Below are 23,891 nucleotides of genomic sequence, written 5' to 3' on the forward strand. Positions count from 1 at the left end.
AAGCAGGTGTCAAAGGGTTTCTCGCCGCCTTTCCCGCCGCGCTTCAAGGGACCACCGATCGCCGGTCGTTGGAAGGGTTTTGGAAACGATAAACCAAAGCCGGCGCGACAAGCGAGAAACTCTGGCAACCACCTTTCGTTATTGTCTCGGCAAGCCCGATTTTCGACGCCGCACATTGGCTCTGGAGGATCGAGGCCAGGCCGCTCCGGAGTTTCGACGCGCAACGATCGAAGCCAGACGGCCGGCAACAGAAGGGAGTCGACTTCATGCTGAGATCATTCGTGATCGCGGCGGTACTTCTTGCATGGACCGGATCGGCGGGGTCCGGCGACCCGGTCATGATTCGCACCGTGACCATGAATGGAATCGTCGGGACCGCGTACTATTCAACGGTCGAGCAGGGCTATCGCTTCATCGGCGGACCGCCGCGGAACGGCCTCGTTACCGCTGATGCGCCGATCGCGGTCTCCTCGCTGGATGAAGCCGAGAATGCGGCCGCGAGCGAGGCTTCGAGCATGACGCTGCCGAAGAAAAGCGCCTCGGACCAAGGTCAGGCCGGCGGAAACGACGAGGACGTCCAGCAGGGCAGTTGATCGATCGCCTCTATGGGCTGGGCGTTCGGCCGCCCTCCGCGCCGATCCTCAGCGGATCGGCTCGTGAACCGTCACCAGCTTGGTGCCGTCCGGGAACGTCGCCTCGACCTGCACGTCATGGATCATCTCGGCAATGCCCTCCATCACCTGATCGCGGGTGATCACATGCGCCCCCGCCTCCATCAGATCCGCCACCGAGCGACCGTCGCGCGCGCCCTCGACGACGAAGTCGCTGATCAGCGCGATCGCCTCCGGATGGTTCAGCTTGACGCCCCGCTCCAGCCGCTTCCGCGCCACGATGGCGGCCATGGAGATGAGCAGCTTGTCCTTTTCGCGCGGGGTCAGTTGCATCCGTCCATCCTTCGCCGGTCCGTCAGAGCGACCATACAAGCGGCAGCCGCCCGTTCGCCAGAGCCGACAGCAGCGGAACCAACCGCTTGCGCAACAGAAAGCCCGAAGGCGCCATGATGCGGGCGACGAGCACGCCGCCGACAAGGCTCGCGCCCCCGGCCTCCCCGATAATCGCACGAATGTCGTTAAGACCGCGTTCGACGCCGGCCCCCTGCGCGACGAAGGTTGCGAAGGCCCGGTTGCCGGCAAGGCTGGCGGCCCGCGCCGTCGCCTCGGCGATCGCACCGTCGAGCCGCAGATCGTCGGCGAACACCAGCCGGCCGCCGACGCGCACGCGCCAGCGGTCGCGGAACAGACCGGCCTCGATAGTCTCGCCCATGCGCTCGCGTCCGAGGATCACGCTTTCACATAACAGGAAGCGGGAGGATTCGGCCGCCTCAAGATCCAACGAGCGCTGGACCGCGCCGCCGTCATAGAGGATCGTTTCCTGCGGCAGCCAGTGAAAACCCGCCTCGGGCCCGAGGGCGATGCGCGTCGCGACGGCGGCATGGCCTTCTGCCGCCCGGTAAACGCGTTCACAGGCCTGGGTCGTCACCGTCAGGCTGGCGCCTTCCGAAACGGCAAAGGTCTGGTCGATGCGATCACCGCCGGTCAGCCCGCCGGACGTGTTGATCAGGATCGCCTCGGCCTCTGGCCGCGGCAGGCGGGGAAACCGCAGTTTCAGGCATCCGGACTGGTGCAAGCGCTTCAGACGCGTGCGGCCCGTGACGAGCTGGAATTCCGCTGTCGCCGAACCGGCCGCGCGCTGCATCGGAACGACACGCCCGGCTTCGGCCGGAAGTGACGGCGAGTCGGACGGCCGATTCACGGGCATTTGAGGAAGGTGAACCTGCATAGGCCGTGCTTGCCGCATCCTTGCGACTTCCGCCAGTTCAAACCGTCAGGTGCTTGCGGACCTCGGGATCGTCGAGACCTTCGGCTGAGCCGTCGAAGACGATCTCGCCGCGATCCATGATGTAGACTTGGTCGGCGAGCTCGCGGCAGAAATCGAGATACTGCTCGACAAGCAGGATCGCGAGGCCCGACTGGTCCCGCAGATAGCGGATCGCCCGACCGATATCCTTGATGATCGACGGCTGGATGCCCTCGGTCGGCTCGTCGAGCACAAGCACCCGGGGCCGGGTCACCAGCGCCCGGCCGATCGCGAGTTGCTGCTGCTGGCCACCGGACAGATCGCCGCCGCGCCGGCCGAGCATGTCGGCGAGCACCGGGAACAGCTCGAACACATGCTCGGGGATCGACCGGTCGGCGGATGCCAGCGGCGCGAAGCCGGTTTGGAGATTTTCCCGCACCGTCAGCAGCGGGAAGATCTCGCGACCCTGCGGCACGAAGCCGATTCCCTTTCGTGCCCGGGCGTAGGGAGCGAACCGGCCGAGATCCTCACCATCGAGGGTAATCGCCCCGGCGCGGATCGGTTGCTGGCCGACGATGGCGCGCAACAGGCTGGTCTTGCCGACGCCGTTGCGACCGAGCACGCAAGTGATCTCGCCGGGCTTGGCCGCGAGCGAGACACCGCGCAGGGTCTGGGCGGCACCGTAATACAAATCGACATTCGAAACGGTCAGCATGGCGCGCACCATGAAGAAACACTGCCCAAGCGTAGGGCAATCGACCGGCGTGTTCGTGGTCGCGAAAGCCCCTCCCCCGGCTGCTCGCTCCCGCTCGCATCCACCCTCTCCCCAGCAGGGCGAGGAATGGCGCCCTTTTCGTCGCCGCTTGTGGAGAAGGCGCCAGTCGGCGCAGACCTGTTCTTCTCCCCGACGGGCGTCCGGAGGACGGGCGAGACGCGTGGCTTCCCCTGCTGCCCCGGAGGGGCGGATGAGGGGCCACCCAAACCCGCGAATGCGATCATTTCCGTCATCCTCATCGCCCCAGATACACCTCGACCACGCGCGGGTCGGCGGAGACATGATCGAGCGAGCCCTCCGACAGCACAGAGCCCTCGTGCAGGCAGGTGACCTTGACCCCGAGCGCCCGGACGAAATGCATGTCGTGCTCGACGACGACGACCGAGCGCGTCCGGGCGATCTCCTTGAGCAGCCGGGCGGTCTCCTCGGTCTCGGCATCGGTCATGCCCGCCACCGGCTCGTCGACCAAAAGAAGCTCCGGGTCCTGGGCAAGCAGCATGCCGATCTCCAGCCATTGCTTCTGGCCGTGGCTGAGGTCAGCGGCCGGCGTTAGCCGTTTCTCGCCGAGGCGTGTGGTTTCCAGAATCGCATCGATCTTCGCCTGCTCGGCTTCGTCCTTGCGGTGGAGCAGCGCCGCGAAAATCGAGCGCGAGCCGGCGAGCGACAGGCGGATGTTGTCCTCGACCGAATGCCCCTCGAAGACCGTCGGCTTCTGGAACTTGCGGCCGATCCCCCTGTTGGCGATCGCCGCCTCGTCCTCCTTTGTCAGATCGACATCGCCGTCGAAATAGACCTCACCCTCGTCCGGCCGGGTCTTGCCGGTGACGATATCCATCATCGTGGTCTTGCCGGCGCCGTTTGGCCCGATGATCGCCCGCATCTCGCCCTTCGCCACGACCAGCGAGAGGTTGTTGATCGCCTTGAAGCCGTCGAAGCTCTTGGCGACGCCGTTGAGGTAGAGCAGCGTGTCCTTGCGTTTGCTTCCCGCCGCCTGCTCGGCGAGCAGAGCCGCGCGCTGCGTCGCGTAAGGGTGCGGCGAAACTGCCGGCTGAGAGGGAAGGGTCGGTTCGCTAGCGGGGTTCATGTCGCTCATCGCCCTACTCCGCCGGGTTCGGGACGGCGTGCGCGTCGTCCGTCGTCGCCGCCTCCCCCTTCTCGGCCTCGGCCGAGGCGCGGCGATCGCGCCACGACCGCCAGCCATGATCGAACGTGCCGACGATGCCCTTCGGCAGGAACAGCGTCACGAAGACGAACAGGCCGCCGAGCACGAACAGCCAGGATTCCGGAGCGATCGCCGTAAACGTGCTCTTGCCGAAATTGACCAGCAGCGCCCCGACGACCGGGCCGAGCAGCATGCCGCGCCCGCCGACCGCCGCCCAGACGACGATCTCGATGGAATTGACCGGGGCGAACTCGCCCGGATTGATGATACCGACCTGCGGCACGTAGAGCGCTCCGGCAATGCCGGCCATCACCGCCGAGACGGTAAAGGCGAACAACTTCACATGCTCCGGCCGCCAGCCGATGAAGCGGGTGCGGCTTTCCGCATCGCGCACCGCGACCATCAGCTTGCCGAGCTGCGAGCGGGTGATCCAGCCGACGAGGAGAACGCCGAGCGCAAGCGCGACGCAGCTCGCCGCGAACAGTCCGGCCCGGGTAGACGCCGCCTGCAGCGGAAAGCCGAGCAGTTCCTTGAAGTCGGTCAGACCGTTATTTCCGCCGAACCCCATGTCGTTGCGGAAAAAAGCCAGCAGCAGCGCGTAGGTCATCGCCTGGGTGATGATCGAGAGATACACTCCGGTCACGCGGCTGCGGAAGGCGAAATAGCCGAACACAAAGGCGAGCAGGCCGGGCGCGACGACGATCATGATCGCCGCGAACCAGAACTGGTCGAAGCCGGTCCAGTACCAGGGCAGTTCCTGCCAATTGAGGAACACCATGAAGTCGGGCAGCACCGGATCGCCATAGACGCCGCGCGGGCCGATCTGGCGCATCAGATACATGCCCATGGCGTAGCCGCCGAGGGCGAAGAACGCCCCGTGGCCCAGCGACAGGATGCCGACATAGCCCCAGACCAGATCGAGGGCGAGCGCCAAAAGCGCGTAGCAGACATATTTGCCGAACAGCGGCACCAGATAGGGCGGCACATGCAGCGGGTGGCTCGCCGGCAGCCACAGGCTCGCCATCGGCACGAGCACGGCGGCGGCCAGAAGCGCTGCAACGAGAATGAAGACCCTTGGGCCGAGAAAGCGCGCGAGGATCATGCGTCGACGAACCTTCCCTTTTGGGCGAACAGGCCGCGCGGCCGTTTCTGGATGAACAGGATGACGAGCACCAAGACGACGATCTTGCCGAGCACCGCGCCGGCATAGGGCTCAAGGAACTTGTTGAGGATGCCAAGGCTCATCGCGCCGACCAGCGTGCCCCACAGACTGCCAACCCCGCCGAAGACGACGACCATGAAACTGTCGATGATGTAGCCTTGGCCGAGACTGGGCGAGACGTTGTCGATCTGGCTGAGCGCGACGCCGGCAATCCCGGCGACGCCTGAGCCGAGCGCGAAGGTCATCGCGTCGACCCAACGCGTGCGGATGCCCATGGCCGACGCCATCTTCCGGTTCTGCGTCACCGCCCGCATCTGCAGGCCGAGCGCCGTGCGGTTAAGCACCAGAAGCAGCCCGGCGAAAACGACCAGGGAGAAAACGATGATCCACAGCCGGTTCCACGTCACCGACATCAGGCCGATGTCGAAAGCGCCGGACATCCAGTCGGGATTGCCGACCTCGCGATTGCTCGGGCCGAAGATCGTACGGACCGCCTGTTGCAGCATCAGCGACACGCCGAAGGTTGCGAGCAGGGTCTCCAGCGGCCGGCCGTAGAGAAAGCGGATGATGCCGCGCTCCATGACGAGACCGACGAAACCCGAAACGAGGAAGGCGAGCGGCAGGGCGATCGCCAGCGACCAGGGGAACAGCCAGGGCGCGTCGACCCGGATGACCTCCTGCACGACGAAGGTCGTGTAGGCGCCGAGCATCACCATTTCGCCATGCGCCATGTTAATCACACCCATCACGCCGAAGGTGATGGCGAGGCCGATCGCGGCGAGCAACAGGACCGAGCCCAGCGACAATCCGTACCAGATGTTCTGCATCTGATTCCAGAAGGCGATGTTGCTCTCGATTCCCGCGACCGCCGCTTCGGCGGCTTGCCGCGCCGCCGGATCGGCGGTCGCGGCGGCGAAACGCATGAGCATCGTCAGGGATTCCCGGTCGCCGCGCGCTTCGAGGATTGCGGCGGCCTCCGCCTTGGCGGCGGCGGGCCGGTCGGAGGCAAGGATTGCCGAAGCACGGGCTTCTTCCATTCGTGCCTTGACCGCCGGGTCGGTTTCCTCAGCGAGGGCCGCCTCGATCGGCTCCACCATGTCGGGATCGGCATCCGAAAACAGCGTCGATGCGGCCCTCAGCCGCACGTTCGGGTCGGCGGCGCGAAGCGTCAAACTGCCGAGCGCGCCGGTGATGGCGTTGCGGATCGAATTCTTGATGCGGACCTTGGTCAGATCACCGGATGGAGCGGTTCCGGCCTCCTTGCCGGTCAGCGGATCGCGCAGCGTGACCGCGTCGCCCTTGCCGGTCACGATGAACACTGCTTCGTCGGATTCGCGCCAGTAGAGGTCGCCGGCCGACAGCGCGCGCAATGCCCGGGCAACTTCCGGTTCGCCGGTGGCGGCCAGTTCGGCGATCACCGCCTCGGTGTCGTCGAAGCTCTGCTTGCCGCCGAATTTCTGGATGATCGCCGCCGGATCGACGTCCTGGGCCATGGCGGCAACCGGGATGAGCGCGCCACCGAAGGCTAGGAAGCCGACGAGGTACCAGCGCAGAAGATCGTTCATGGAGCGTCCTGATCGGGATGGAAGGTCGCGGGACGGCCGGCATGGCCGCCCCCGCTCGGTCGCGCCTTGGGAGGAAGGCGGACGTCTAGGAGGCGCGGAACCTCATTTGGCCGCCGCCTCCTTGCTGCCGCAGCTCTCGGTCTCGGTGTTGTAGTTGCCGCAGTTGATCGGGTCGGTCCAATCGGCTTTCAGCATCTTGGAATCCGGCAGGAAGTCCGACCAGGCGTCGCCCTCGACGAGGTCGGTCTCCTCGACGATGTCGAACTGGCCCTCCGCGTTGATCTCGCCGATCAGCACCGGCTTGGTGATGTGGTGATTGGGCAGCATCCTGGCGGTGCCGCCGGTCAGGTTCGGCACCTCGACGCCGGGAAGCGCCGCGATGACGGCGTCGGCCTCGATGGTGCCGGCCTTTTCGACTGCCTTCACCCACATGTTGAAGCCGATATAGTGGGCTTCCATCGGGTCGTTGGTCACACGCTTGTCGTCACCGATATAGGCTTTCCACTTCTTGATGAATTCGGCGTTTTCCGGCGTGTCGACGGACTGGAAGTAGTTCCAGGCGGCGAGGTGGCCGACCAGCGGCCCGGTGTCGATGCCGGCGAGTTCTTCCTCACCGACGGAGAAGGCGACGACGGGGATGTCGGTCGCTTCGATACCCTGATTGGCGAGTTCCTTGTAGAATGGCACGTTGGCGTCGCCGTTCACCGTCGAGACCACCGCCGTCTTCTTGCCGGTCGCGCCGAACTCCTTGATCGACGACACCTCGGTCTGCCAGTCGGAGAAGCCGAACGGAGTGTAGTTGACCTTGATGTCCTCCGCCGCGACGCCCTTGTCCTTCAGATACTGCTCGAGGATCTTGTTGGTGGTGCGCGGATAGACGTAGTCGGTGCCTTCCAGCACCCAGCGCTCGACGCCTTCTTCCATCAGATAATCGACGGCCGGGATCGCCTGCTGGTTCGGCGCGGCACCGGTGTAGAAGATATTGCGCGAGGATTCCTCGCCCTCGTACTGCACCGGATAGAACACCACCGTGTTCAGTTCCTCGGCGACCGGCAGGATCGACTTCCGCGACACCGACGTCCAGCAGCAGAACACCGCCGCCACGTCCTGCGCCGAGACGAGGTCGCGCATCTTTTCGGCGAATAGCGGCCAGTCCGAGGTGGGGTCGACGACGACCGCCTCGAGCGGCCGTCCGAGCAGACCGCCCTTGGCGTTCTGTTCCTCGATCAGCATCTCCATGACGTCCTTGAGGGTCGTCTCGGAGATCGCCATCGTGCCCGACAGCGAATGCAGGACGCCAACCTTGATCGGATCGCCGGAAGGTTTCTCTTGGGCGGTTGCGCCGGTCAATGCCACGCTGGCCACGCTGGCCATGGTGGCCGCGGCCGCAGCGCCGCGAAGCCATGTGATAGGGGATGTCATACGCGCTCTCCAGTTGTTTCGCCTCCGTTGTCACCGGAGGTCACGACTGGATGGTGAGCAAAGCGCGTGCCAAATGCCGTCGCGGGCCATGGAAGGCGCGACCGCCCCGCTGGCGGCCCCTCCCCCAACGCATCGAGGCAACCGCATCAGAGAAGAATCGTCTATTTTTTAGGCTAATTCATCAGACACGATCAATTTCGCCATTAAATTAGGCAAATACGGTCGCCGCAGATCGCATCGACGTCGGGGTCGATCTGGGTGATGTAGGAGCCGTAATCCGCGGTGTTCAGCGGCGGCCACAGCTACTGGACGACGGTGCCACCATTCTCCTGGAACACCCGCTGGAAGCCCGAGGCAATCTCGTGGCCGAAGGCGAAGTCGTCGGGGATGATGGCGCGATCTTCTTGTAGCCGAGTTACTCGGCGGCATATTCGCCCAGCGGGTGATGCGCCTGGGCGGAGGTTCCGACGGCGTGCACCAAGGGTTCGGCTGGCGCTGCGTCAAGTCCTCGGCGGCGGCCGACGGCGAGATGATCCGCACTTCCGCGGTGCGGATGCCCGAACCTCCAGGAGGAGCAATACGCCTATGTCGACCGATACCACTATTTCTGCCTTTCGGCATCCCGAGGCAATCGACGACCCGCTGACGTCGGTGTTGCGTGACGGTGCGCGCCGGCTGCTTGCCGAGGCGATCGAGTCGGACTGGAGGTGGAGGACGGGGCTATCCTCTCCGTGGACTCGACCCTCGAAGGCGCCTGCCGGGATGCCGAAACGCAGCTTGCTCAGGACAGTCCGATCTCAGAAGCCTATCTCTGCGCAAACGACATCGTTGCGTACGGCTTCATCAAGGCCTTGCGCGATCATGGCTACGAAATTCCGCGCGACGTCTCGATCGTAGGTTTCGACAACCTTCCCATGAGCGAGGTGATCGAGCCCGCGCTCACGTCGGTCAATGTCCCTAAACAGAAGATTGGCGCGATGGCGATAAGGCTCCTCGACGATCTCATCGTATCGAAAGAGAGCCAGCCTGCGGTGAAAGTGCTTGTAAGCGGGAATCTCGTCGTTAGGAAAAGCGTCGGCGGAGTACCGAACAAGACATGACATTCTTGCGTCGTATACTGCTTTGAATGGCAGAATCGGTTCTCCACAACCGATCGCTAACTTTTTGAACCGGACAGGTAGCCTCGGCCCGAACTCGGACGAGCAGACTGATTACCCCCCCATGTCGTCGACAGCGGCCGGGACCGGCCGCTTCGGATTGTCCGCGAGCGTGATCCGAGCGGCGCTTATGGGCCGGAAGAAGACTGTCCGGTATCGGAACCGGCGGGGCGTAAAGCTGCCATTCCTCTCTCGACCTTACTCGGACGCTGAAGCCCGGGAACCGCCGTTGATATTTGGCGATGAGTTGCGGATCGAAGCTTGCCTGCCGATCTCGCGGCACGGTCAGGTCGAACTTGCCGCTGTCCGTCGTTACAGTCTTGCGGCCATAGCCATTGCGGGCGTTTCCGGCGCCGTTCTCGCCAGCCAGATGATGATCCATCTCGGCGTTCAGCGCCCGCTCGGCGAGCGCCTTCTTCAGGCCGTCAAGCAGGCCGCCGGGGTCGAAGGCGGTCTTCGGATCGGCGCCCGACAGAAGCTGGTCGAGCAGCGCGTCAGGAATGCTGGGTTCTTTGCGGCGGGCCATGGGCGATCTCCTTCGATCCCATTATGCCCGCCCACACACGGAATTCCTGACAGTCCCGGACGGTTCTCCACCCGGTGTAGCTACAGAAACGGCCGCCGGGACGCACCTGAAGCAGCCGTTTCGGCATGAGGGTAGTGCAGGTCGAGGACTAGACCTCGGTGCTTTCGGCCAGCGTCAAGGCGTCCTCGACATCAACGCCGAGATAGCGAACCGTGCTCTCGATCTTCGTGTGACCTAGCAGAATCTGGACGGCTCGTAGGTTGCCGGTTGCCTTGTAGATGATCGACGCTTTTGTTCGCCGGAGCGAATGCGTGCCGTAGTCCTCCTTCCGAAGCCCGATCACCGTAACCCATTCATCGACGAGGCGAGCATACTGCCTCGTGCTGAGATGTGTCGTATGATCAACCCGACTGGGAAAGCAGTAGTCGCTGATCGTCCCGCCTCGCAACTCCAACCATACCAGCAAGCTTAATCTGGCGGGTTCGAGCAGCTCAAACTGGACGGGCCGCTTCGTTTTACGCTGGACGACGATTGCCCTCGTTCGGATCTGGCCACCCGAGGTCAAATCGCCGATCTTGACCTTCACGACGTCGCATCCGCGCAGCTTGCTGTCGATCGCGAGGTCGAACAGCGCCCGGTCGCGCACGCGTCCTTCGCGATCCAGCCAAAAGCGGATCGCCCAGACCTGTTGCGGTTTCAGGGCCCGTTTCGCGCCGACCGTTCGCCCCGCATTCCATGCTCGACGAGCCTTGCCCGCCGGATCATATTGGGAATGTCCCATTGTTCTTCTCCACTGGCCAGGATGGCCCCGAGAAGAACAGCACGGGAGCAGAAGGGCACGGATCGTAAGGGCCGGAGGCGGACCATCTGGTTGCGACTCTCAATCAGGAGAAGGCTGCCTTCCGACTTTCGCCCCTGCACCGCAGTCGAAATCACCGCTTACCGCCAAAGCAATGCAGATCCTTCAAAATATTGAGGAAAACCTTCGCTCGTTGACTGAGGGAGCGCGACGTCAAAAATACCGCACAACCCATATGTTGATATACCGGACCGCTCGCATCGACTTCCAGCTTGAACCTCTTCTTGATCAGGTCGCCGTAGTGCGTGGGGAGCAGACCTTGATAAAAGCCGGTTGCGACCATCGCAGCCACAGAGTCGAGCCCCGCGACATCGGGCCCTCTAAAATAGCGACCCGATTTAAGCGCCTTTTCCACATGAGGATGCGAACGGAAGATCAAAGGCAACTTGCACTTATCTGCATTAACAGCGCATTTTGCCAAGTATATCTTGTGAGTCTCATGATATAGAGGGATATGGAAGAAGTCTCGGTCTTCCCTGTATTTTCCCCTGATTACCAGGTCGACACGACCGTCGTTTAACGACTGCCCCAGTTCGGTGAAGTTCATTACGAGAACATGCGGCTCCACCCCGGGGGCCAGATTTCGCATATCGGTCAAGGCCTCCGGCAGCTTACAGTCTGGATGAGTCAGCGTGTGTTCGCCGATCCCAATCGCAAGCCTTCCAGACAAGACCCCGTGCACGGCGTCGATCTCGGGTCTAATCCGCCCCAACGCCTGAAATGCAGCAGAAGCCAGATCAAGGGCGACGATACCTTCCGGCGTCAGCCGAAATCCACCTGGCCCTCGGTCGCACAACCTAACTCCCAGCCTGTGCTCGACCTCGCGGACGTGGCGACTAATCGAAGGTTTTGACATCGCGAGCTTTTTTTCGGCCGCCGCCAGTCCGCCCGCCTCCGCGACGGCGCAGAAGACCCGGAGTGAGCGAAGATCGCGTTCGTCGAAATCAAGCTTCCGCATTATGGCAATGTATCAAAAAATAAAACCTGGGTACCAAAAAAATCGCTTTTCGAGATCATCCCCCGTTCGTAGGGTCCAAGGGAAGATCGGTAAAAATGCCCAGATCGATAATCAAATTCTGGGATGAGGCTGTAACGATTTCTCATCCCGAGATCCTTCGGAAATGTGTTGATGGCTCATACCAGAATTAGAAAATTCAATACAAAGACCACGTACCCCGAACAGAATATCGACAACGATCTCTGCCAAGCGGTGATCGCGCGTGGAACAACGGTCTACCTGCGCGGGCAGATCGGACAGGATCTCGATACATCGGAATGCGTATGCATCGGCGACGTAGCCGGGCAGACAGAGCAGGCGATGAAAAACATCGACATACTGCTGAAGGAATGCGGCAGTCAGCTCGATCACATCTGCAAGCTGACGATCTACATCTCGGATCCGCGCTATCGCGAAGACGTGTATCGGGTGGTTGGCCGCTGGCTGAATGGTGTCTTCCCGGTATCGACCGGCATTGTCGTCACCGCGTTCGCGCGGACGGAATATCTCGTCGAGGTCGACGCCACCGCGGTGATCCCGGACTGATCCGGGCGGACGTCCCGCCATCCGCCTCTGCCTCGGCGGTGCCACGAGATCAACTCGCTACGCATTGCATCAGTCACCTCAACCAAAGGAAGAAAACTATGACAGCACGATTTCTGATCACGGCCGCGCTTGGATTCATGGCCTCGTTCGCCGCCGTTCCGGCACTCGCGGACGCGTTGGACGAGATTGTCAGCCGCAACACGATCCGGGTCGCAGTGCCGACGGACTACCCGCCTTTCGGATCCGTCGGGCCAGACATGCAGCCGAGGGGGATGGACATCGATGTCGCCAGGTTGATTGCCGAAAAGCTCGGTGTCCAGGTCGAACTGGTGCCCGTGACCGCGCCCAACCGCGTTGCGTTCCTTCAGACGGGCAAGACAGACCTGACGATCTCCTCTCTGGGCAAAACCGAAGAACGAAGCAAGGCGATCGACTTCAGCATCGCCTACTCGCCGTTTTTTGATGCGGTGTTCGGCGCTAAGGAGCCGCCAGTCGAGGACTACTCGGATCTCGACGGCAAGGTCATCGCCGTCACCCGCGGTTCGATGCAGGACCAGGAACTGCAGGAACTTGCTCCGGGTGCGGTCGTGCAACGCTTTGAGGACAATGCCAGCACTATTGCCGCGTTCATGTCGGGACAGTCGGAGATGTTCGCGTCGGGCACGCCGGTCGCCGCGGCCATCAACGAGCAGAACCCCGATCTCGACATGGAACTCAAGATCATTCTGGCCAATGCGCCTTGCTATGTAGGCGTAGCCAAGGGCGAAACCCGGCTTCTGGAAAAGGTTAACGAGATCATCCGTGCGGCGAAGGCCAGCGGCGAGCTCGACCGCCTTTCGAACGAGTGGCTGGGTGCCCCGGCTGGCGACCTTCCGGAGTAACCATCCTTCTCTCCCGACGCACGACAGGTGATGCGCGATGAATGACGAATTTCGGGACGCATCCCTGTCCTTGTCGGAATGGGCGAGCGGCGTAACCAGTGCCGATATCCCCGATGACGTGCGCCATATCGTCAGGACGTGCGTGGTTGATACGATCGGCGTCGCCGTCGCTGGCTCCCGAACCGGCGTGGCGGCCACAGCGCGGCAGTTTGCGGAGGAGAATGCATGCCGAGGCTCGGCCGACGTGCTGGGATCTGCGACCGCTTCGTCGGCCGCCGCAGCCGCGTTCTGTAACGCTGCAGCCGCCCATGCCCTCGACTTCGACGATAATTGTTACGCGGGTTTCGTGCACGGCTCCGCCGTCATCGTACCAGCTGCGATCGCCCTGGCTCAGACGATCGACGCCAAGGGCGCGGATCTCATCACGGCGATCACGGTCGGGGCCGAGTGCGAATACGCGGTCGGTGCTGCCGCGGGGATGGCGCTTTATCAGAAGGGATGGTGGACGACCGGTCTTCTGGGACCGATCGGCGCCGGCGTCGCGGTCGGCCATCTTCTCAAGCTCGAAGCTGCCCAAATGCGCTCGTGCATCGGACTGGCCGTCGCGGGCGCAGGCGGCACGAAGATCTGCTTCGGCACGGATGGCAAGGCTCTCCTGGCCGCCCAGGCAAGCGAAGCGGGCTTGCGATGGGCATGTCTCGCGGCCGCGGGCGCCACCGGCCCGAGTGACCCGTTCTCCCATCCTGCCGGCTTCGCCGCCCTTCACAATGACGGTGCCTTCGATCATGCGGCATGCCAGGATCTTGGCCGAGTGTGGCGTCTGCAAACCCCCGGGGTCGACATAAAAAAATACCCGGTTTGCCTGTCCTCGCATGCGGCGGTCGACATCATTGCGGAATTGATCGCGCAGGAAGAGTTCTCGCACGATGATATCGACGAGGTTCTTTGTGACGTGCCGCCCGTCGTTGTGGCCAATCTCAAATATTCATCGCCAGGGAGCCATCGCGAGGCGCAATTCAGCATGGAATTCGCGGTCGCGGGAACCCTGTGCTTCGGCGCTCTCGGCCTCGATCAGCTGCACGAGGAGGTCATCGAGAGCGACACCGTGCAGGCGATTATGCAGCGCGTCCGGATGGTGAGCGGGACGATGTGGGATGCGGACCGCTGTGAGGCCGCACCGGAAGGCGCATCGGTTCTCATTTCGCTGAAGGATGGGCGCCGATACTCGGGCTACAGGACCCACGCTCGCGGAACCGCGGCCAATCCCATGCCCGCGGCTGACATCCAATCGAAATTCCTGAGTTGTTCAGAGCCGGCCCTCGGCCGCAAGGCAGCCCTGAGCCTTCTGCACTCTCTCGAGTGCCTGGATGCGGATGTCTCGGTTCGTAGCTTGTTGAACCCGGCCCACTGACACCTTCAATGACGCGGATCGCCAGCGAATGACCCTATTAGCGTTTCACGATGTCTTCCTGAGCTGGCCGAGCCTGCTCGACGGCTTTGCGATGACGATAATGCTGACGCTCGTCTCGTCGCTGCTGGGCGTCGGCCTCGGAACCCTATGCGCATGGGCGAGCCTGCAGGGCCCGAAATTCGCGCGATGGGCCATCCGCTGCTACGTCGAGTTCTTCCGGAACACACCGTTCCTCGGGCAGATATTCTTTATCTTCTTCGGATTGCCGGCGCTCGGCTTGAAGATGACCAGCGTGACGGCGGCCATCGTCGCCCTGACGATCAACCTGACGGCCTATGCCACCGAAATAATCCGCGCCGGCATAGAGGCTACACCCCGCGGTCAGTTCGAAGCGGCGCAGGCCTTGGGGCTGCGGCCCGTCCAGGCCTTCTTCCTCGTCGTCGTACCGCCGGCCTTCCAGCGCGTATGGCCGGCCATGACCAGCCAACTCGTCATCATCCTTCTGGCCTCGGCCCTTTGCAGCCAGATTTCCGTCGCCGAACTCTCCTATGCGGCGAACGTCATTGCGAGCCGGACTTTCCGGAATTTCGAAGCCTACATCGTCGTGACTGTACTCTACTTGATGCTGGCCATCCTATTCAGGGAACTGCTGGCCTGGATCGGCCACCGACTGATTTTCGGTAACTTCGCCATGGCAGGTCAGCGATGATTGAGTTTACCACCTGGGACGTATTCCGGAACCTGCTCGCCGCCGTACCATGGACGATCTACCTTTCGTTGATCGCGTTTGCCGGTGGCGCCAGCGTCAGCCTTGTTCTCCTGTTCCTGCGACTTGTCTCGCCGCGCGTCGCTGCGCCGTCGGTTCGCATGTACGTGCAGCTGTTTCAGGGAACACCGTTGCTCATGCAACTGTTCCTTGTTTACTTCGGCCTCGCCTTGATAGGTTTCCAGACCTCGCCGCTAATGGCTGCAAGCCTTTGCCTGTCCGTCTACGCCAGCGCGTATCTCACCGAGACCTGGTATGGCTGCGTGCTCGCTGTCCCGAAAGGCCAGTGGGAGGCTTCGTCGAGCCTCGGGCTCAGGAACTGGCATCAGATGCGGCTGATCATCCTGCCGCAGGCGCTTCGCCTTTCCGTTCCGCCGACGGTCGGGCTCATGGTGCAGATCGTCAAGAACACCTCTCTGGCGTCCATCGTCGGCTTCGTCGAACTGACCCGAGCCAGCCAGATGATCGCCAACGCCACTTTCGAGCCGTTCATCGCTTACGGCGCCGTGGCACTCATCTATTTCGTGATCTGCTTCTCGATCTCGCTCGGCGGCAGAAAGATCGAAAGCATGATCAGGATCTGACCGCCGCGACCCGTTCGCGCCATGCCCTGCCAGGGGTCCCATGGAGCACTTGGATCCCTGGTCAGCGGATCAGGCTCCCTTTCCCACTGCATGAAAGGCTTTCATCAAAATGATGCCCGCTTTCGCCAAGAGCGACCCGTCTCTCGAGACACCCATCGCCGAACTCCCCGCCGACGTCATCGAGTTGGCAGGTGTCAACAAATGGTACGGCGACTTCCACGTACTGCGCGACATCAACCTGACGGTGCGGCGGGGCGAACGCATTGTCGTTTGCGGACCATCCGGGTCCGGCAAGTCCACGATGGTCCGATGCATCAACAGGCTGGAGGAGCACCAGACGGGCCGGATCGTCGTCGACGGAACGGAACTGACCGGTGACCTGAAGAACATCGACGTCGTCCAACGCGAGGTGGGAATGGTGTTCCAGCACTTCAATCTCTTCCCCCATCTGACGATCCTGGAAAACTGCACGCTCGCCCCGATTTGGGTGCGAAAGTTACCGAGGAAAGAAGCGGAGGAAATTGCCATGCATTACCTCGCCCGCGTGAAGATTCCGGAGCAGGCAAACAAGTATCCCGGCGAATTGTCCGGTGGCCAGCAGCAACGCGTCGCGATCGCGCGCTCTCTCTGCATGAGCCCGAAGGTCATGCTGTTCGATGAGCCGACCTCCGCCCTCGACCCCGAAATGATCAAGGAGGTTCTGGACGTAATGGTCGGCCTCGCCGAGGAAGGGATGACCATGATCTGCGTGACGCACGAGATGGGCTTTGCCCGCCAGGTCGCCAACCGGGTCGTCTTCATGGACGCCGGCAGTATCGTGGAGCGGAACGAGCCGGAAGAGTTCTTCGGCAACCCGAAGCATGAGCGCACGAAGCTGTTTCTGTCGCAGATCCTCGGACACTGACGAGCCGTCGTCGTCACCCGCAACGGCCAGGTGAGCGGTTCAGCCCGAAGTCGCGCTCGCCCAATATCAGACTTTAGATTTGGAAAGACGAACATGCCATTGACGATTCCGGCGAAGGCCGAGCATCAGACCTTTCTCTACGCCGAGCCGTGCAGCGATCTGGACACGCTTAGCGCCGACATTGCCTATCTCGGCATCCCCTACGGGGAGTCCTACACGTTCGGCGAGATCGCCAGCGATCAGAGCCGTGGCGCGCTGGCGATGCGCCGAGCGACCGACAGGATCCTGCGCTCCATTGAGCGTTATGACTTCGACATCGGCGGTCCGCTCTACGACAACCGCCCGATCCGGGCGGTCGATTGCGGGGACGTGTATGCCGATCCCCGGGAACTCAAGGATCATCTCCAGCGATCCGAGCAGGTCGTCCGCAAGATCGTGGCGTCGGGCGCCCTGCCGATCGTGCTGGGCGGCGACCACTCGGTCCCTATTCCCGTTCTTCAGGCCCTCGACGACCAGGGGCCGATAACGCTCATCCAGATCGATCAGCATCTCGATTGGCGCGAGGAGATCAATGGCGTCACCCACGGCCTGTCCAGCCCCATCCGTCGGGCGTCGGAGATGGAGCATGTCGGCGAGATCTACCAGATCGGACTGCATGGGACCGGCAGCGCGCGGCAAGAGGAATTCGACGCCGCGAAAGCCTACGGGGCGCACCTGTTTTCGGCCTACGACATCCACGAGCGGGGCATCCAGCCGGTCCTCGACATGATCCCCGACGGGGGCCGGTTCTACATCACGATCGACCTGGATGCCTTCGAACCATCCATCGCGCCAGGCGTCGCCGCGCCGTGCGCGGGCGGCATGACGTTCATCCAGGCGAGGAGCCTGATCCACGGTCTCGTCAACAAGGGCAGGGTCGTCGGGATGGACGTGGTGGAGATCACGCCGGCAACCGACGTCAATCAGATCACCTGCATCACCGCAGGGCGGCTGATCGTGAACCTGGTCGGGGCGGCGGTGCGGGCCGACTATTTCGAGGGCAAGTCGAGGGCCGGCAGGGCATAGGCTTCCCGTCGGCCGATCGTCGGCCGGCACACCCTCATCGGCCCGAGGGACCGGGCCGGCGCACGTCGAGGCGGCGGGTGGCATGCTCTCGAAGCGCATCCGCCGGCGCGCCTGACCCGGTAGTTTTCAGCGAAGGTAGCCCGAATGAACGTCGTCGCGATTCTCGAAAAGCTGGTGAGCTTTCCCTCGGTCTGTGGATCGTCCAACCGCGACATCGTCGACTGGATCGCGCGCTACCTCGAAAGCCACGCCGTGACGGTCGCAGTGCTTCCCGGCCCGGAGGGCGACAGGGCCAATCTCTTTGCCACCCTGGGCCCACCCGATGGCGCGGGATACCTTCTCTCGGGCCACATGGACGTTGTGCCGGCCCAGGAGCCGGAATGGGAGTCCGATCCCTTCCGTCTGCGACAAGAGGGGCGACGTCTGTACGGGCGCGGCACCACGGACATGAAGGGCTTCCTGGCGGCGGTGCTGGCGAGCGTTCCGGTCCTCCAGACCGTCGACCTGAAACGCCCCGTCCATCTGGCGTTTTCCTATGACGAGGAAGCGGGCTGTCGGGGCGTGCCCCATCTCCTTTCCCAGTTGCCGGAGCTTTGCGCCCCGCCATCGGGGGCGATCATCGGCGAACCGAGCGGGCTGCAGGGCGTGCGCGCGCACAAGGGCAAGGCCGCGGCCCGAGTTGTCGTTAGGGGCCGAGCAGGCCATTCCTCGCGGCCTGATCAGGGAGCCAACGCGATACACGTAATGGCGGAGGTGCTGTCTTGCGCCGTGACGGCCGCGAACGCCATGGGCGATGGGCCCTTCGATCCGGATTTCGAGCCGCCCTGTTCCTCGATGCAGATCGGCAAGGTGCATGGAGGCCAAGCACTTAATATCATCCCGGACCTTTGCGTGGCAGAAATCGAGGCGCGCGCTATTCCAGGCGTCCCGCCAACAACGCTCCTCGAACCACTTCGCGCCTTTGCGCGTACGCTTTCCGCTGATGGCATCGAGGTAAAATGGGAACCATTGAGCACGTATCCTGCGCTTTCCCTTCCTGCGAACGCCCCACTCGCCGCGCTTCTGGAGAAACTCACAGGAAGGCCGTCGCTGGCGGCTGTCAGTTTCGGTACAGAAGCGGGGCTTTATCAGCAGGCAGGCATTGACTCGATCATCTGCGGTCCCGGCGATATCGGCCGCGCGCACAAGCCAAATGAATTCATTCTCATCGAAGAACTGATGGCCTGCCAGCAAGTCGTCGAAGCACTGGGCGCGTCGCTCGAAGGCTGAGTCAGCTCTTTCCGAGCGTGGGTCTGCTTTTTGGCGTGAACGACGATTCACGCCTTAACTGCTCAGATCCTGCATCAGCCATTTCACGGTGCAGTGGTCAGGTGCGGCTCGATCCTATACTCATCGGCAATTGTCGATGAGCGCGGTCATCACTTGATTGTGCGGTCCAGCTCCTAGGCGAAGCAGTCTGATGACTCGCGCAGGACCGAGCCGGACGCGGACCGGTGCCTTTCGGATGGCAAGCTCTGCAAGCCGCCGTGCGCACAGTAGCACCGTTCTCCAAGTGAGCTGAATACTACGCTTTTTGCAGCGCTAAGCGTTTATCGGATCTGATGTCATCAACGCAGTAAATGCTTCCTTTGGTAGTTCATTTTCGATAATCAATATATTTCGAACGAAGCTAGTAAGTGGGGCGCTTTGGACACCGTACATAATCCGGATCGCTTCATGGCTGATCTCAGGCAAATTCTCTCGCAGGGGCGCAAACGTATAGGTGTCCTGATCGGCGCAGGTGCTCCGCTGTCGGTGAGAGTTGACGCAACCGGTAAGCTCGACCCCAATGGGCAAGCGCTTATTCCGGGAGTGGACGAACTGACAAATCAGGCGGTGGCGAAGCTGACAGGAACGGAGGCAACCGCTACGGCAGCAATCCGCGCGTCCCTGCCAGCAGGCGGCAATATCGAGACCATCTTGTCCAAGGTGCGGTTGCTTCAGACGGCGCTCGGAGACACGCCAAAGCACGGTCTTGATGGCGCAGGTTACGCCGGGCTAGGGACGGCGATCTGCGAAGCGATCGGGGAGATCGTCGGCGCGCGCCTCCCGGAGGAAAGAACATCCTATCACGAGCTCGTTTCGTGGGTAGGCGGGACGCAGCGCGCACACCCGGTAGAGATTTTCACTACCAACTATGACCTTCTCATCGAATCCGCATTCGAGCGGGCCAAAGCACCATATTTCGATGGGTTCACGGGCGGGCACGCACCCTTCTTTGACTCCGTCACCGTGGCGGGAAATGACCTGCCCGCCCGCTGGTCACGCGTCTGGAAATTGCATGGCTCGCTTGGGTGGAAGAGCGACAACGGGGTTGTGGTCCGTTGCGGCGGTCGGGATTGCACCGAACTCGTCTACCCTGATCACCTGAAATATGACCTGACGCAGAAGCAGCCCTACGCCGCTCTGTTCGAGCGCCTGAAGCAATTCCTCCTAACGCCCGACACCGTGCTCCTGACCAGCGGCTTCTCCTTCCGTGACGCTCACATCTGCGCGGTGCTCGGCGAGACGCTCGCGATGAACGCTAACGCGGCGGTGATCGCATTCCAGTTTCAGCCTCTCTCCGACGAGGAGCCAGCGCGTAAACTCGCCTTCGAACACCCGAACCTTTCGGTCTACGCGAGCGACGCCGCCGTGATCGGCGGCGTCCCCGGCCCGTGGCGCCCGGGCGACTTGCCTAAGAACTGGAGCGAAATCCGCGCAAGCTTCTGGGGTCCGCGCGGTAACAACCAAGCCTTTCTCCTGGGCGACTTCGCAAGTTTCTGCCGGTTCTGCGCACTGTCCTACTCCTCCGACCTCGCTCGTGCAGCGGATGCGGTCGTTCTGGCCGAGGATGCCAAGCCAGCTACGGCTGAGGCATGACCGCGACCGACCCAACCTATCTCGGCCGCGTGAGCGCAGTGTCGGGCTCGACCATCACGATCAAGCTCGCCGAGTCTCTCTCGTCCGGCCTCGCTATGATCGATGGCCACACCTACCGCGTCGGTCAGGTCGGCAGCTTTATCCGTATCCCACTCGGATATCAGGACCTCTATGGAGTTGTTGCCGAGATTGGCGCTAACGCCGCGCCTCAAGCCGCCGCTCTTGCTGAAGTCGACACCGGACGCTGGATGCGGGTGGAGCTAGCTGGCGAGGCAATCGGTGAGCACTTCGAGCGCGGCCTCAGTCAGCATCCTAACGTCGATGACGCGGTCCATATCGTCACGCAAAAGGATCTTCGCCGCATCTACGGCGGGGAAGAGGAGGATCAGGTAGAGATCGGAACGCTTTCAAGCGCCGAGAATATCGTAGTGCGACTTGCGCTTGACGCGCTAGTCACCCGGCACAGCGCCATCGTCGGCTCGACGGGGTCAGGCAAGTCGACGACCGTAGCGAGCCTACTGCGCTCCATCGTCCGTACAGCCGAAAACGTCGCCTCTAGCGGCGCGCGAGTACTGCTCCTCGACGTTCACGGCGAATACTCCGCCGCGCTCGGCGACCTCGCCAAGACGTTCAGCTCTTCGCCGTCCCCAGGTGAAGAGCCGCTGTTCGTTCCGTATTGGGCACTGGAGGCCGGCGAGCTACTCGATTTCGTCGCGGGTGCGCTTAGCGACAATCACCTGATCGCGTTCACTGACAAAATCCAAGAGTTGAAGGAAAGGCGACTCGCCGCTGGCGCGCTTCCGGGCCTCGACCCTCAATCATTGACGGTCGACAGCCCGGTGCCATTTTCGCTGAACCAGCTTTGGTATGACCTGATCGATTTCGAAACAACCACTTTCACCGGGCCGCTTCGAGACCAGCCAGCGCGTGAGGCCGCCGGTAATCCGGCAACTTTGACCGCTCCCCGTTACACGCCGCACGCGATGGGCACGGCCGGACCATTCCTCAATCAGGCTGCCAAGGGCATCCGTCGACCGCTTAATCTGCTGCGCTCCCGCCTTCTCGACCGCCGCTACGACTTCATTCTGCATCCTGGCCATTGGGAACCTGACCTTGTCGGGCAAACGGCCCAGGACCTGGACACGCTGCTCGCCGGCTGGCTCGGCCATGATCGTCCGATCACAATCCTCGACCTTTCCGGTGTGCCGAGCGCGGTCTTGGTGCAACTGATTGGCTCCATCCTGCGCATCGTCTATGAAGCGCTCTACTGGAGTCGGGAGAAGACCGAGGGCGGTATTCTCCGGCCTCTACTCGTGGTGATGGAGGAAGCCCACCGCTATGTCAGCCCCGACAGCGGCAACGTCGCGGCAGACATTGTCAAACGGATCGCGAAGGAAGGCCGCAAGTACGGGGTCGGCGCCATGCTCGTCTCGCAGCGCCCATCCGAGATTGACGAAACTGTGCTCTCCCAGTGCGGGACGCTTATAGCTCTGCGGCTATCCAACCCAGCCGACCGCAGCCGGGTGAAGGGGGCGCTTCCAGATAATTTGTCGGGCTTAATGGACCTTTTGCCAGTTCTGCGGACCGGTGAGACTATTATCTCCGGTGAGGCCGCACGGCTTCCCGTGCGCTGCCGTGTGACACTACCGTCTGCCGATCATTTGCCACGAAGCTCCGACCCGGAAGTAAGCGCAGCTTGGCGAACCCGCCGAATTGCCGAAGGCTATGATCGCATGGTGGCGTCTTGGCGTGCGCAACGGACCACCGCTGTTGTGCGGGATGTAGCTATCCAGCGGACGGCCATCGATGAAAACGAGCAGTAGGAAATGCAATGATCCGAGACCCCGTCACCTCTAGCAATATCGCGTCGATCGGCTACGACTCCAACAGCGAAACACTGGAGATCGAGTTCCTTAATGGCTCGATCTACCAGTATTTCAATATACCCTCTGGTCTCAATGATCAGCTGATGGCAGCTCCCTCCAAGGGGCAATTTTTGAACGTTTACATTAAGAACGGCTACCCGTACTCGCGTGTCGGTTAGTCTAGCCCCTGTTTCCAGCTACAAATCAGGATACTGCGGTAAGCGTCTTTCCCACTCGCGCCCGGTTGTGTGGCGCGACCCTCAGCAACGCCAAACGAGGTTGCGAGACGACCCTGTCCATACCGGGTCGCAAGCCGGTGGAAAGGCTCCCATTTTCTCGTGGCGGAGACCAATCCCATTTCATTGCTTATTTTACGGCATGGTTGCGGCTGTCTGGTAGCTGAATGAACGGCTGCTTCGGAGCATCACTACGGTCAGGCGGAACGTCGTAAAGGGGCGCGAAGCCGCCGGTTTCCACCGGCCGCGTACCGCAGTAGCAAATGCTCACGAACGATACGAACGGAACGATAACGCCGTATCGTTCGCATTTCGTACACCTGTGCGGCCCGCTCTCCTTTCAAGACACAAGCTTCATCGTGCAAGGGTCCGATAAGTGGAGATTATTGGACCCTTGGCGAAGATCCCTGGCGGGACCGCCCCGTGATGATCCGCCCCTTCTTCGTTGCGGCCATTGACCCTCGCGGACGTCCGCAGAGCAGCCTCCGGCAAGAAATCATTGAACGATCATCGGCATGCTGGGGCCGTGAGAAGGGACATGGCGATCACCATCCTTCGCGGCTCTCCTCACTGGTGCATGCGTCGTCACCTTCGCCGCACTCTTCGTGGCGCGGCATATCCCGGAGCTTGTCACCGCGTCGCCCGCGGAGCCCACCGCGCCGGCAATCGCTTCGGCCCCGCAACGGCAGGCCCCCTTTCCCCGTGTTCGGCCGTGAACTCGCGCGGGTCCGCTTTGCCGATGATCGCGATGCCGGTCAGGTGTTGATCCAAGAAGGCCTGTCGCAGCCTTGGCCGAATCAAGGCAACAAATGGTGCGATCGCTAGCCGGCTATCGCAATTTTCCGCGATTCGAGGCTACTTTGTCCGCTCTGGCACCTTTAGCTTCCGGATCAGCGTGAGATGGACGATCGATCGATGGGCGCATTCGAGACCTATGAGTGGACCGACGAGGATGCCCGGCGGATCTTCGAAGACATCAAACAGACGGTAAACGGGATATGGCGCAATGCGGCCAGCGAGGCCCGAGATCAGCCACCGGATCGGATTGCGGAAATCAGGCGTGAGGCGTCCAAATCGGTAAAGCCTTATTTGGATGACGCGAATGCTCTGAGGAAGGTTCATGCTCGGCCGAAATCATCTAGCGACGCGGCCGCAGAGAAATGACCACGAGCGGCTTTGTCGGCTCGCAGCAAAATATTTCCAAGGGATGGCGCTTATTGCCAGAAATTCGCCCTACGCACCGAGGAACA

At 62.2% G+C, this 23,891-nt stretch carries 23 protein-coding genes and 1 pseudogene; 14 read left to right on the plus strand and 10 right to left on the minus strand.

Annotated elements, in window-relative coordinates; all coding sequences use genetic code 11:
* Window positions 1–266: 266 nt before the first annotated feature.
* The gene (locus VSX60_RS06495) at window positions 267–593 is read left to right on the plus strand and encodes a hypothetical protein (RefSeq protein ID WP_327623337.1); all 327 of its coding nucleotides are present in this window, start codon (window positions 267–269) and stop codon (window positions 591–593) included.
* 48 nt (window positions 594–641) lie between these two features.
* On the opposite strand, the gene VSX60_RS06500 is transcribed toward VSX60_RS06495, so the two are convergent.
* The 7 genes from VSX60_RS06500 to urtA all read right to left on the minus strand — a co-directional run bounded on the left by VSX60_RS06500 (window position 642) and on the right by urtA (window position 7,943).
* Window positions 642–944, minus strand: a complete 303-nt coding sequence (locus VSX60_RS06500) for an urease subunit gamma (protein WP_327623338.1) — start codon at window positions 942–944, stop codon at window positions 642–644.
* Between the two features lie 22 nt (window positions 945–966).
* Window positions 967–1,755 (minus strand): urease accessory protein UreD, encoded by a 789-nt coding sequence (locus VSX60_RS06505; RefSeq protein WP_327623339.1) that lies wholly within the window; start codon window positions 1,753–1,755, stop codon window positions 967–969.
* 121 nt (window positions 1,756–1,876) lie between these two features.
* Window positions 1,877–2,572, minus strand: a complete 696-nt coding sequence (gene urtE / locus VSX60_RS06510) for an urea ABC transporter ATP-binding subunit UrtE (protein WP_327623340.1) — start codon at window positions 2,570–2,572, stop codon at window positions 1,877–1,879.
* A gap of 295 nt (window positions 2,573–2,867) precedes the next feature.
* Window positions 2,868–3,725: an urea ABC transporter ATP-binding protein UrtD gene (urtD, locus tag VSX60_RS06515; RefSeq protein ID WP_327623341.1), complete on the minus strand. Its 858-nt coding sequence runs from the start codon at window positions 3,723–3,725 to the stop codon at window positions 2,868–2,870.
* A gap of 4 nt (window positions 3,726–3,729) precedes the next feature.
* Entirely contained in the window at window positions 3,730–4,896 is a 1,167-nt protein-coding gene (gene urtC / locus VSX60_RS06520; RefSeq protein WP_327623342.1) for an urea ABC transporter permease subunit UrtC, read from the minus strand.
* A complete protein-coding gene (gene urtB / locus VSX60_RS06525) occupies window positions 4,893–6,521 on the minus strand; it encodes an urea ABC transporter permease subunit UrtB (protein WP_442873060.1) in 1,629 nt (542 codons plus the stop codon). The genes urtC and urtB overlap by 4 nt, the downstream gene beginning before the upstream one ends.
* A 102-nt stretch (window positions 6,522–6,623) precedes the next feature.
* Complete coding sequence (gene urtA, locus VSX60_RS06530; protein WP_327623343.1) at window positions 6,624–7,943, minus strand: urea ABC transporter substrate-binding protein; 1,320 nt, start codon at window positions 7,941–7,943, stop codon at window positions 6,624–6,626.
* A 731-nt stretch (window positions 7,944–8,674) separates the two neighbouring features.
* Here urtA and VSX60_RS06535 point away from each other — a divergent pair.
* A complete protein-coding gene (locus VSX60_RS06535; RefSeq protein ID WP_327623344.1) occupies window positions 8,675–9,043 on the plus strand; it encodes a substrate-binding domain-containing protein in 369 nt (122 codons plus the stop codon).
* Window positions 9,044–9,293: 250 nt separating this feature from the next.
* Here VSX60_RS06535 and VSX60_RS06540 read toward each other — a convergent pair.
* From VSX60_RS06540 to VSX60_RS06550, 3 genes and pseudogenes are all read right to left on the minus strand, one after another.
* A pseudogene (locus tag VSX60_RS06540) lies at window positions 9,294–9,626 on the minus strand (transposase); the annotation flags it as partial.
* 148 nt (window positions 9,627–9,774) lie between these two features.
* Complete coding sequence (locus tag VSX60_RS06545) at window positions 9,775–10,407, minus strand: tyrosine-type recombinase/integrase (RefSeq protein WP_327623345.1); 633 nt, start codon at window positions 10,405–10,407, stop codon at window positions 9,775–9,777.
* 151 nt (window positions 10,408–10,558) lie between these two features.
* Entirely contained in the window at window positions 10,559–11,443 is an 885-nt protein-coding gene (locus VSX60_RS06550; protein WP_327623346.1) for a LysR family transcriptional regulator, read from the minus strand.
* A 171-nt stretch (window positions 11,444–11,614) separates the two neighbouring features.
* Here VSX60_RS06550 and VSX60_RS06555 point away from each other — a divergent pair, with 171 nt between their 5' ends.
* The 12 genes from VSX60_RS06555 to VSX60_RS06610 all read left to right on the plus strand — a co-directional run bounded on the left by VSX60_RS06555 (window position 11,615) and on the right by VSX60_RS06610 (window position 23,805).
* Entirely contained in the window at window positions 11,615–12,028 is a 414-nt protein-coding gene (locus VSX60_RS06555) for a RidA family protein (RefSeq protein WP_327623368.1), read from the plus strand.
* A gap of 98 nt (window positions 12,029–12,126) precedes the next feature.
* Complete coding sequence (locus VSX60_RS06560) at window positions 12,127–12,909, plus strand: transporter substrate-binding domain-containing protein (protein ID WP_327623369.1); 783 nt, start codon at window positions 12,127–12,129, stop codon at window positions 12,907–12,909.
* Window positions 12,910–12,946: 37 nt separating this feature from the next.
* A complete protein-coding gene (locus tag VSX60_RS06565) occupies window positions 12,947–14,320 on the plus strand; it encodes an MmgE/PrpD family protein (RefSeq protein WP_327623347.1) in 1,374 nt (457 codons plus the stop codon).
* A gap of 28 nt (window positions 14,321–14,348) precedes the next feature.
* On the plus strand, window positions 14,349–15,029 hold the full coding sequence (locus VSX60_RS06570) for an amino acid ABC transporter permease (RefSeq protein WP_327623348.1): 681 nt from the start codon (window positions 14,349–14,351) through the stop codon (window positions 15,027–15,029).
* Entirely contained in the window at window positions 15,026–15,670 is a 645-nt protein-coding gene (locus VSX60_RS06575; RefSeq protein WP_327623349.1) for an amino acid ABC transporter permease, read from the plus strand. The genes VSX60_RS06570 and VSX60_RS06575 overlap by 4 nt, the downstream gene beginning before the upstream one ends.
* A 154-nt stretch (window positions 15,671–15,824) precedes the next feature.
* Window positions 15,825–16,574, plus strand: a complete 750-nt coding sequence (locus tag VSX60_RS06580; protein WP_442873061.1) for an amino acid ABC transporter ATP-binding protein — start codon at window positions 15,825–15,827, stop codon at window positions 16,572–16,574.
* A 93-nt stretch (window positions 16,575–16,667) separates the two neighbouring features.
* Window positions 16,668–17,639 (plus strand): agmatinase, encoded by a 972-nt coding sequence (locus VSX60_RS06585; protein WP_327623350.1) that lies wholly within the window; start codon window positions 16,668–16,670, stop codon window positions 17,637–17,639.
* 144 nt (window positions 17,640–17,783) lie between these two features.
* Window positions 17,784–18,908 carry an acetylornithine deacetylase gene (gene argE, locus VSX60_RS06590; protein WP_327623351.1) on the plus strand — a complete coding sequence of 375 codons (1,125 nt, stop codon included), beginning with the start codon at window positions 17,784–17,786 and terminating at the stop codon, window positions 18,906–18,908.
* A gap of 447 nt (window positions 18,909–19,355) precedes the next feature.
* Window positions 19,356–20,540 (plus strand): SIR2 family NAD-dependent protein deacylase, encoded by a 1,185-nt coding sequence (locus tag VSX60_RS06595; protein ID WP_327623352.1) that lies wholly within the window; start codon window positions 19,356–19,358, stop codon window positions 20,538–20,540.
* The gene (locus VSX60_RS06600; RefSeq protein WP_327623353.1) at window positions 20,537–22,363 is read left to right on the plus strand and encodes an ATP-binding protein; all 1,827 of its coding nucleotides are present in this window, start codon (window positions 20,537–20,539) and stop codon (window positions 22,361–22,363) included. The genes VSX60_RS06595 and VSX60_RS06600 overlap by 4 nt, the downstream gene beginning before the upstream one ends.
* 8 nt (window positions 22,364–22,371) lie before the next feature.
* Entirely contained in the window at window positions 22,372–22,584 is a 213-nt protein-coding gene (locus VSX60_RS06605) for a KTSC domain-containing protein (protein ID WP_327623354.1), read from the plus strand.
* A gap of 957 nt (window positions 22,585–23,541) precedes the next feature.
* Window positions 23,542–23,805, plus strand: coding sequence for a hypothetical protein (locus VSX60_RS06610; RefSeq protein WP_327623355.1), 264 nt, complete (start codon window positions 23,542–23,544; stop codon window positions 23,803–23,805).
* Window positions 23,806–23,891: the final 86 nt, after the last annotated feature.

This window comes from Aurantimonas sp. A3-2-R12, from assembly GCF_036016755.1.
Classification (GTDB): Bacteria; Pseudomonadota; Alphaproteobacteria; order Rhizobiales; family Rhizobiaceae; genus Aurantimonas; species Aurantimonas coralicida_A.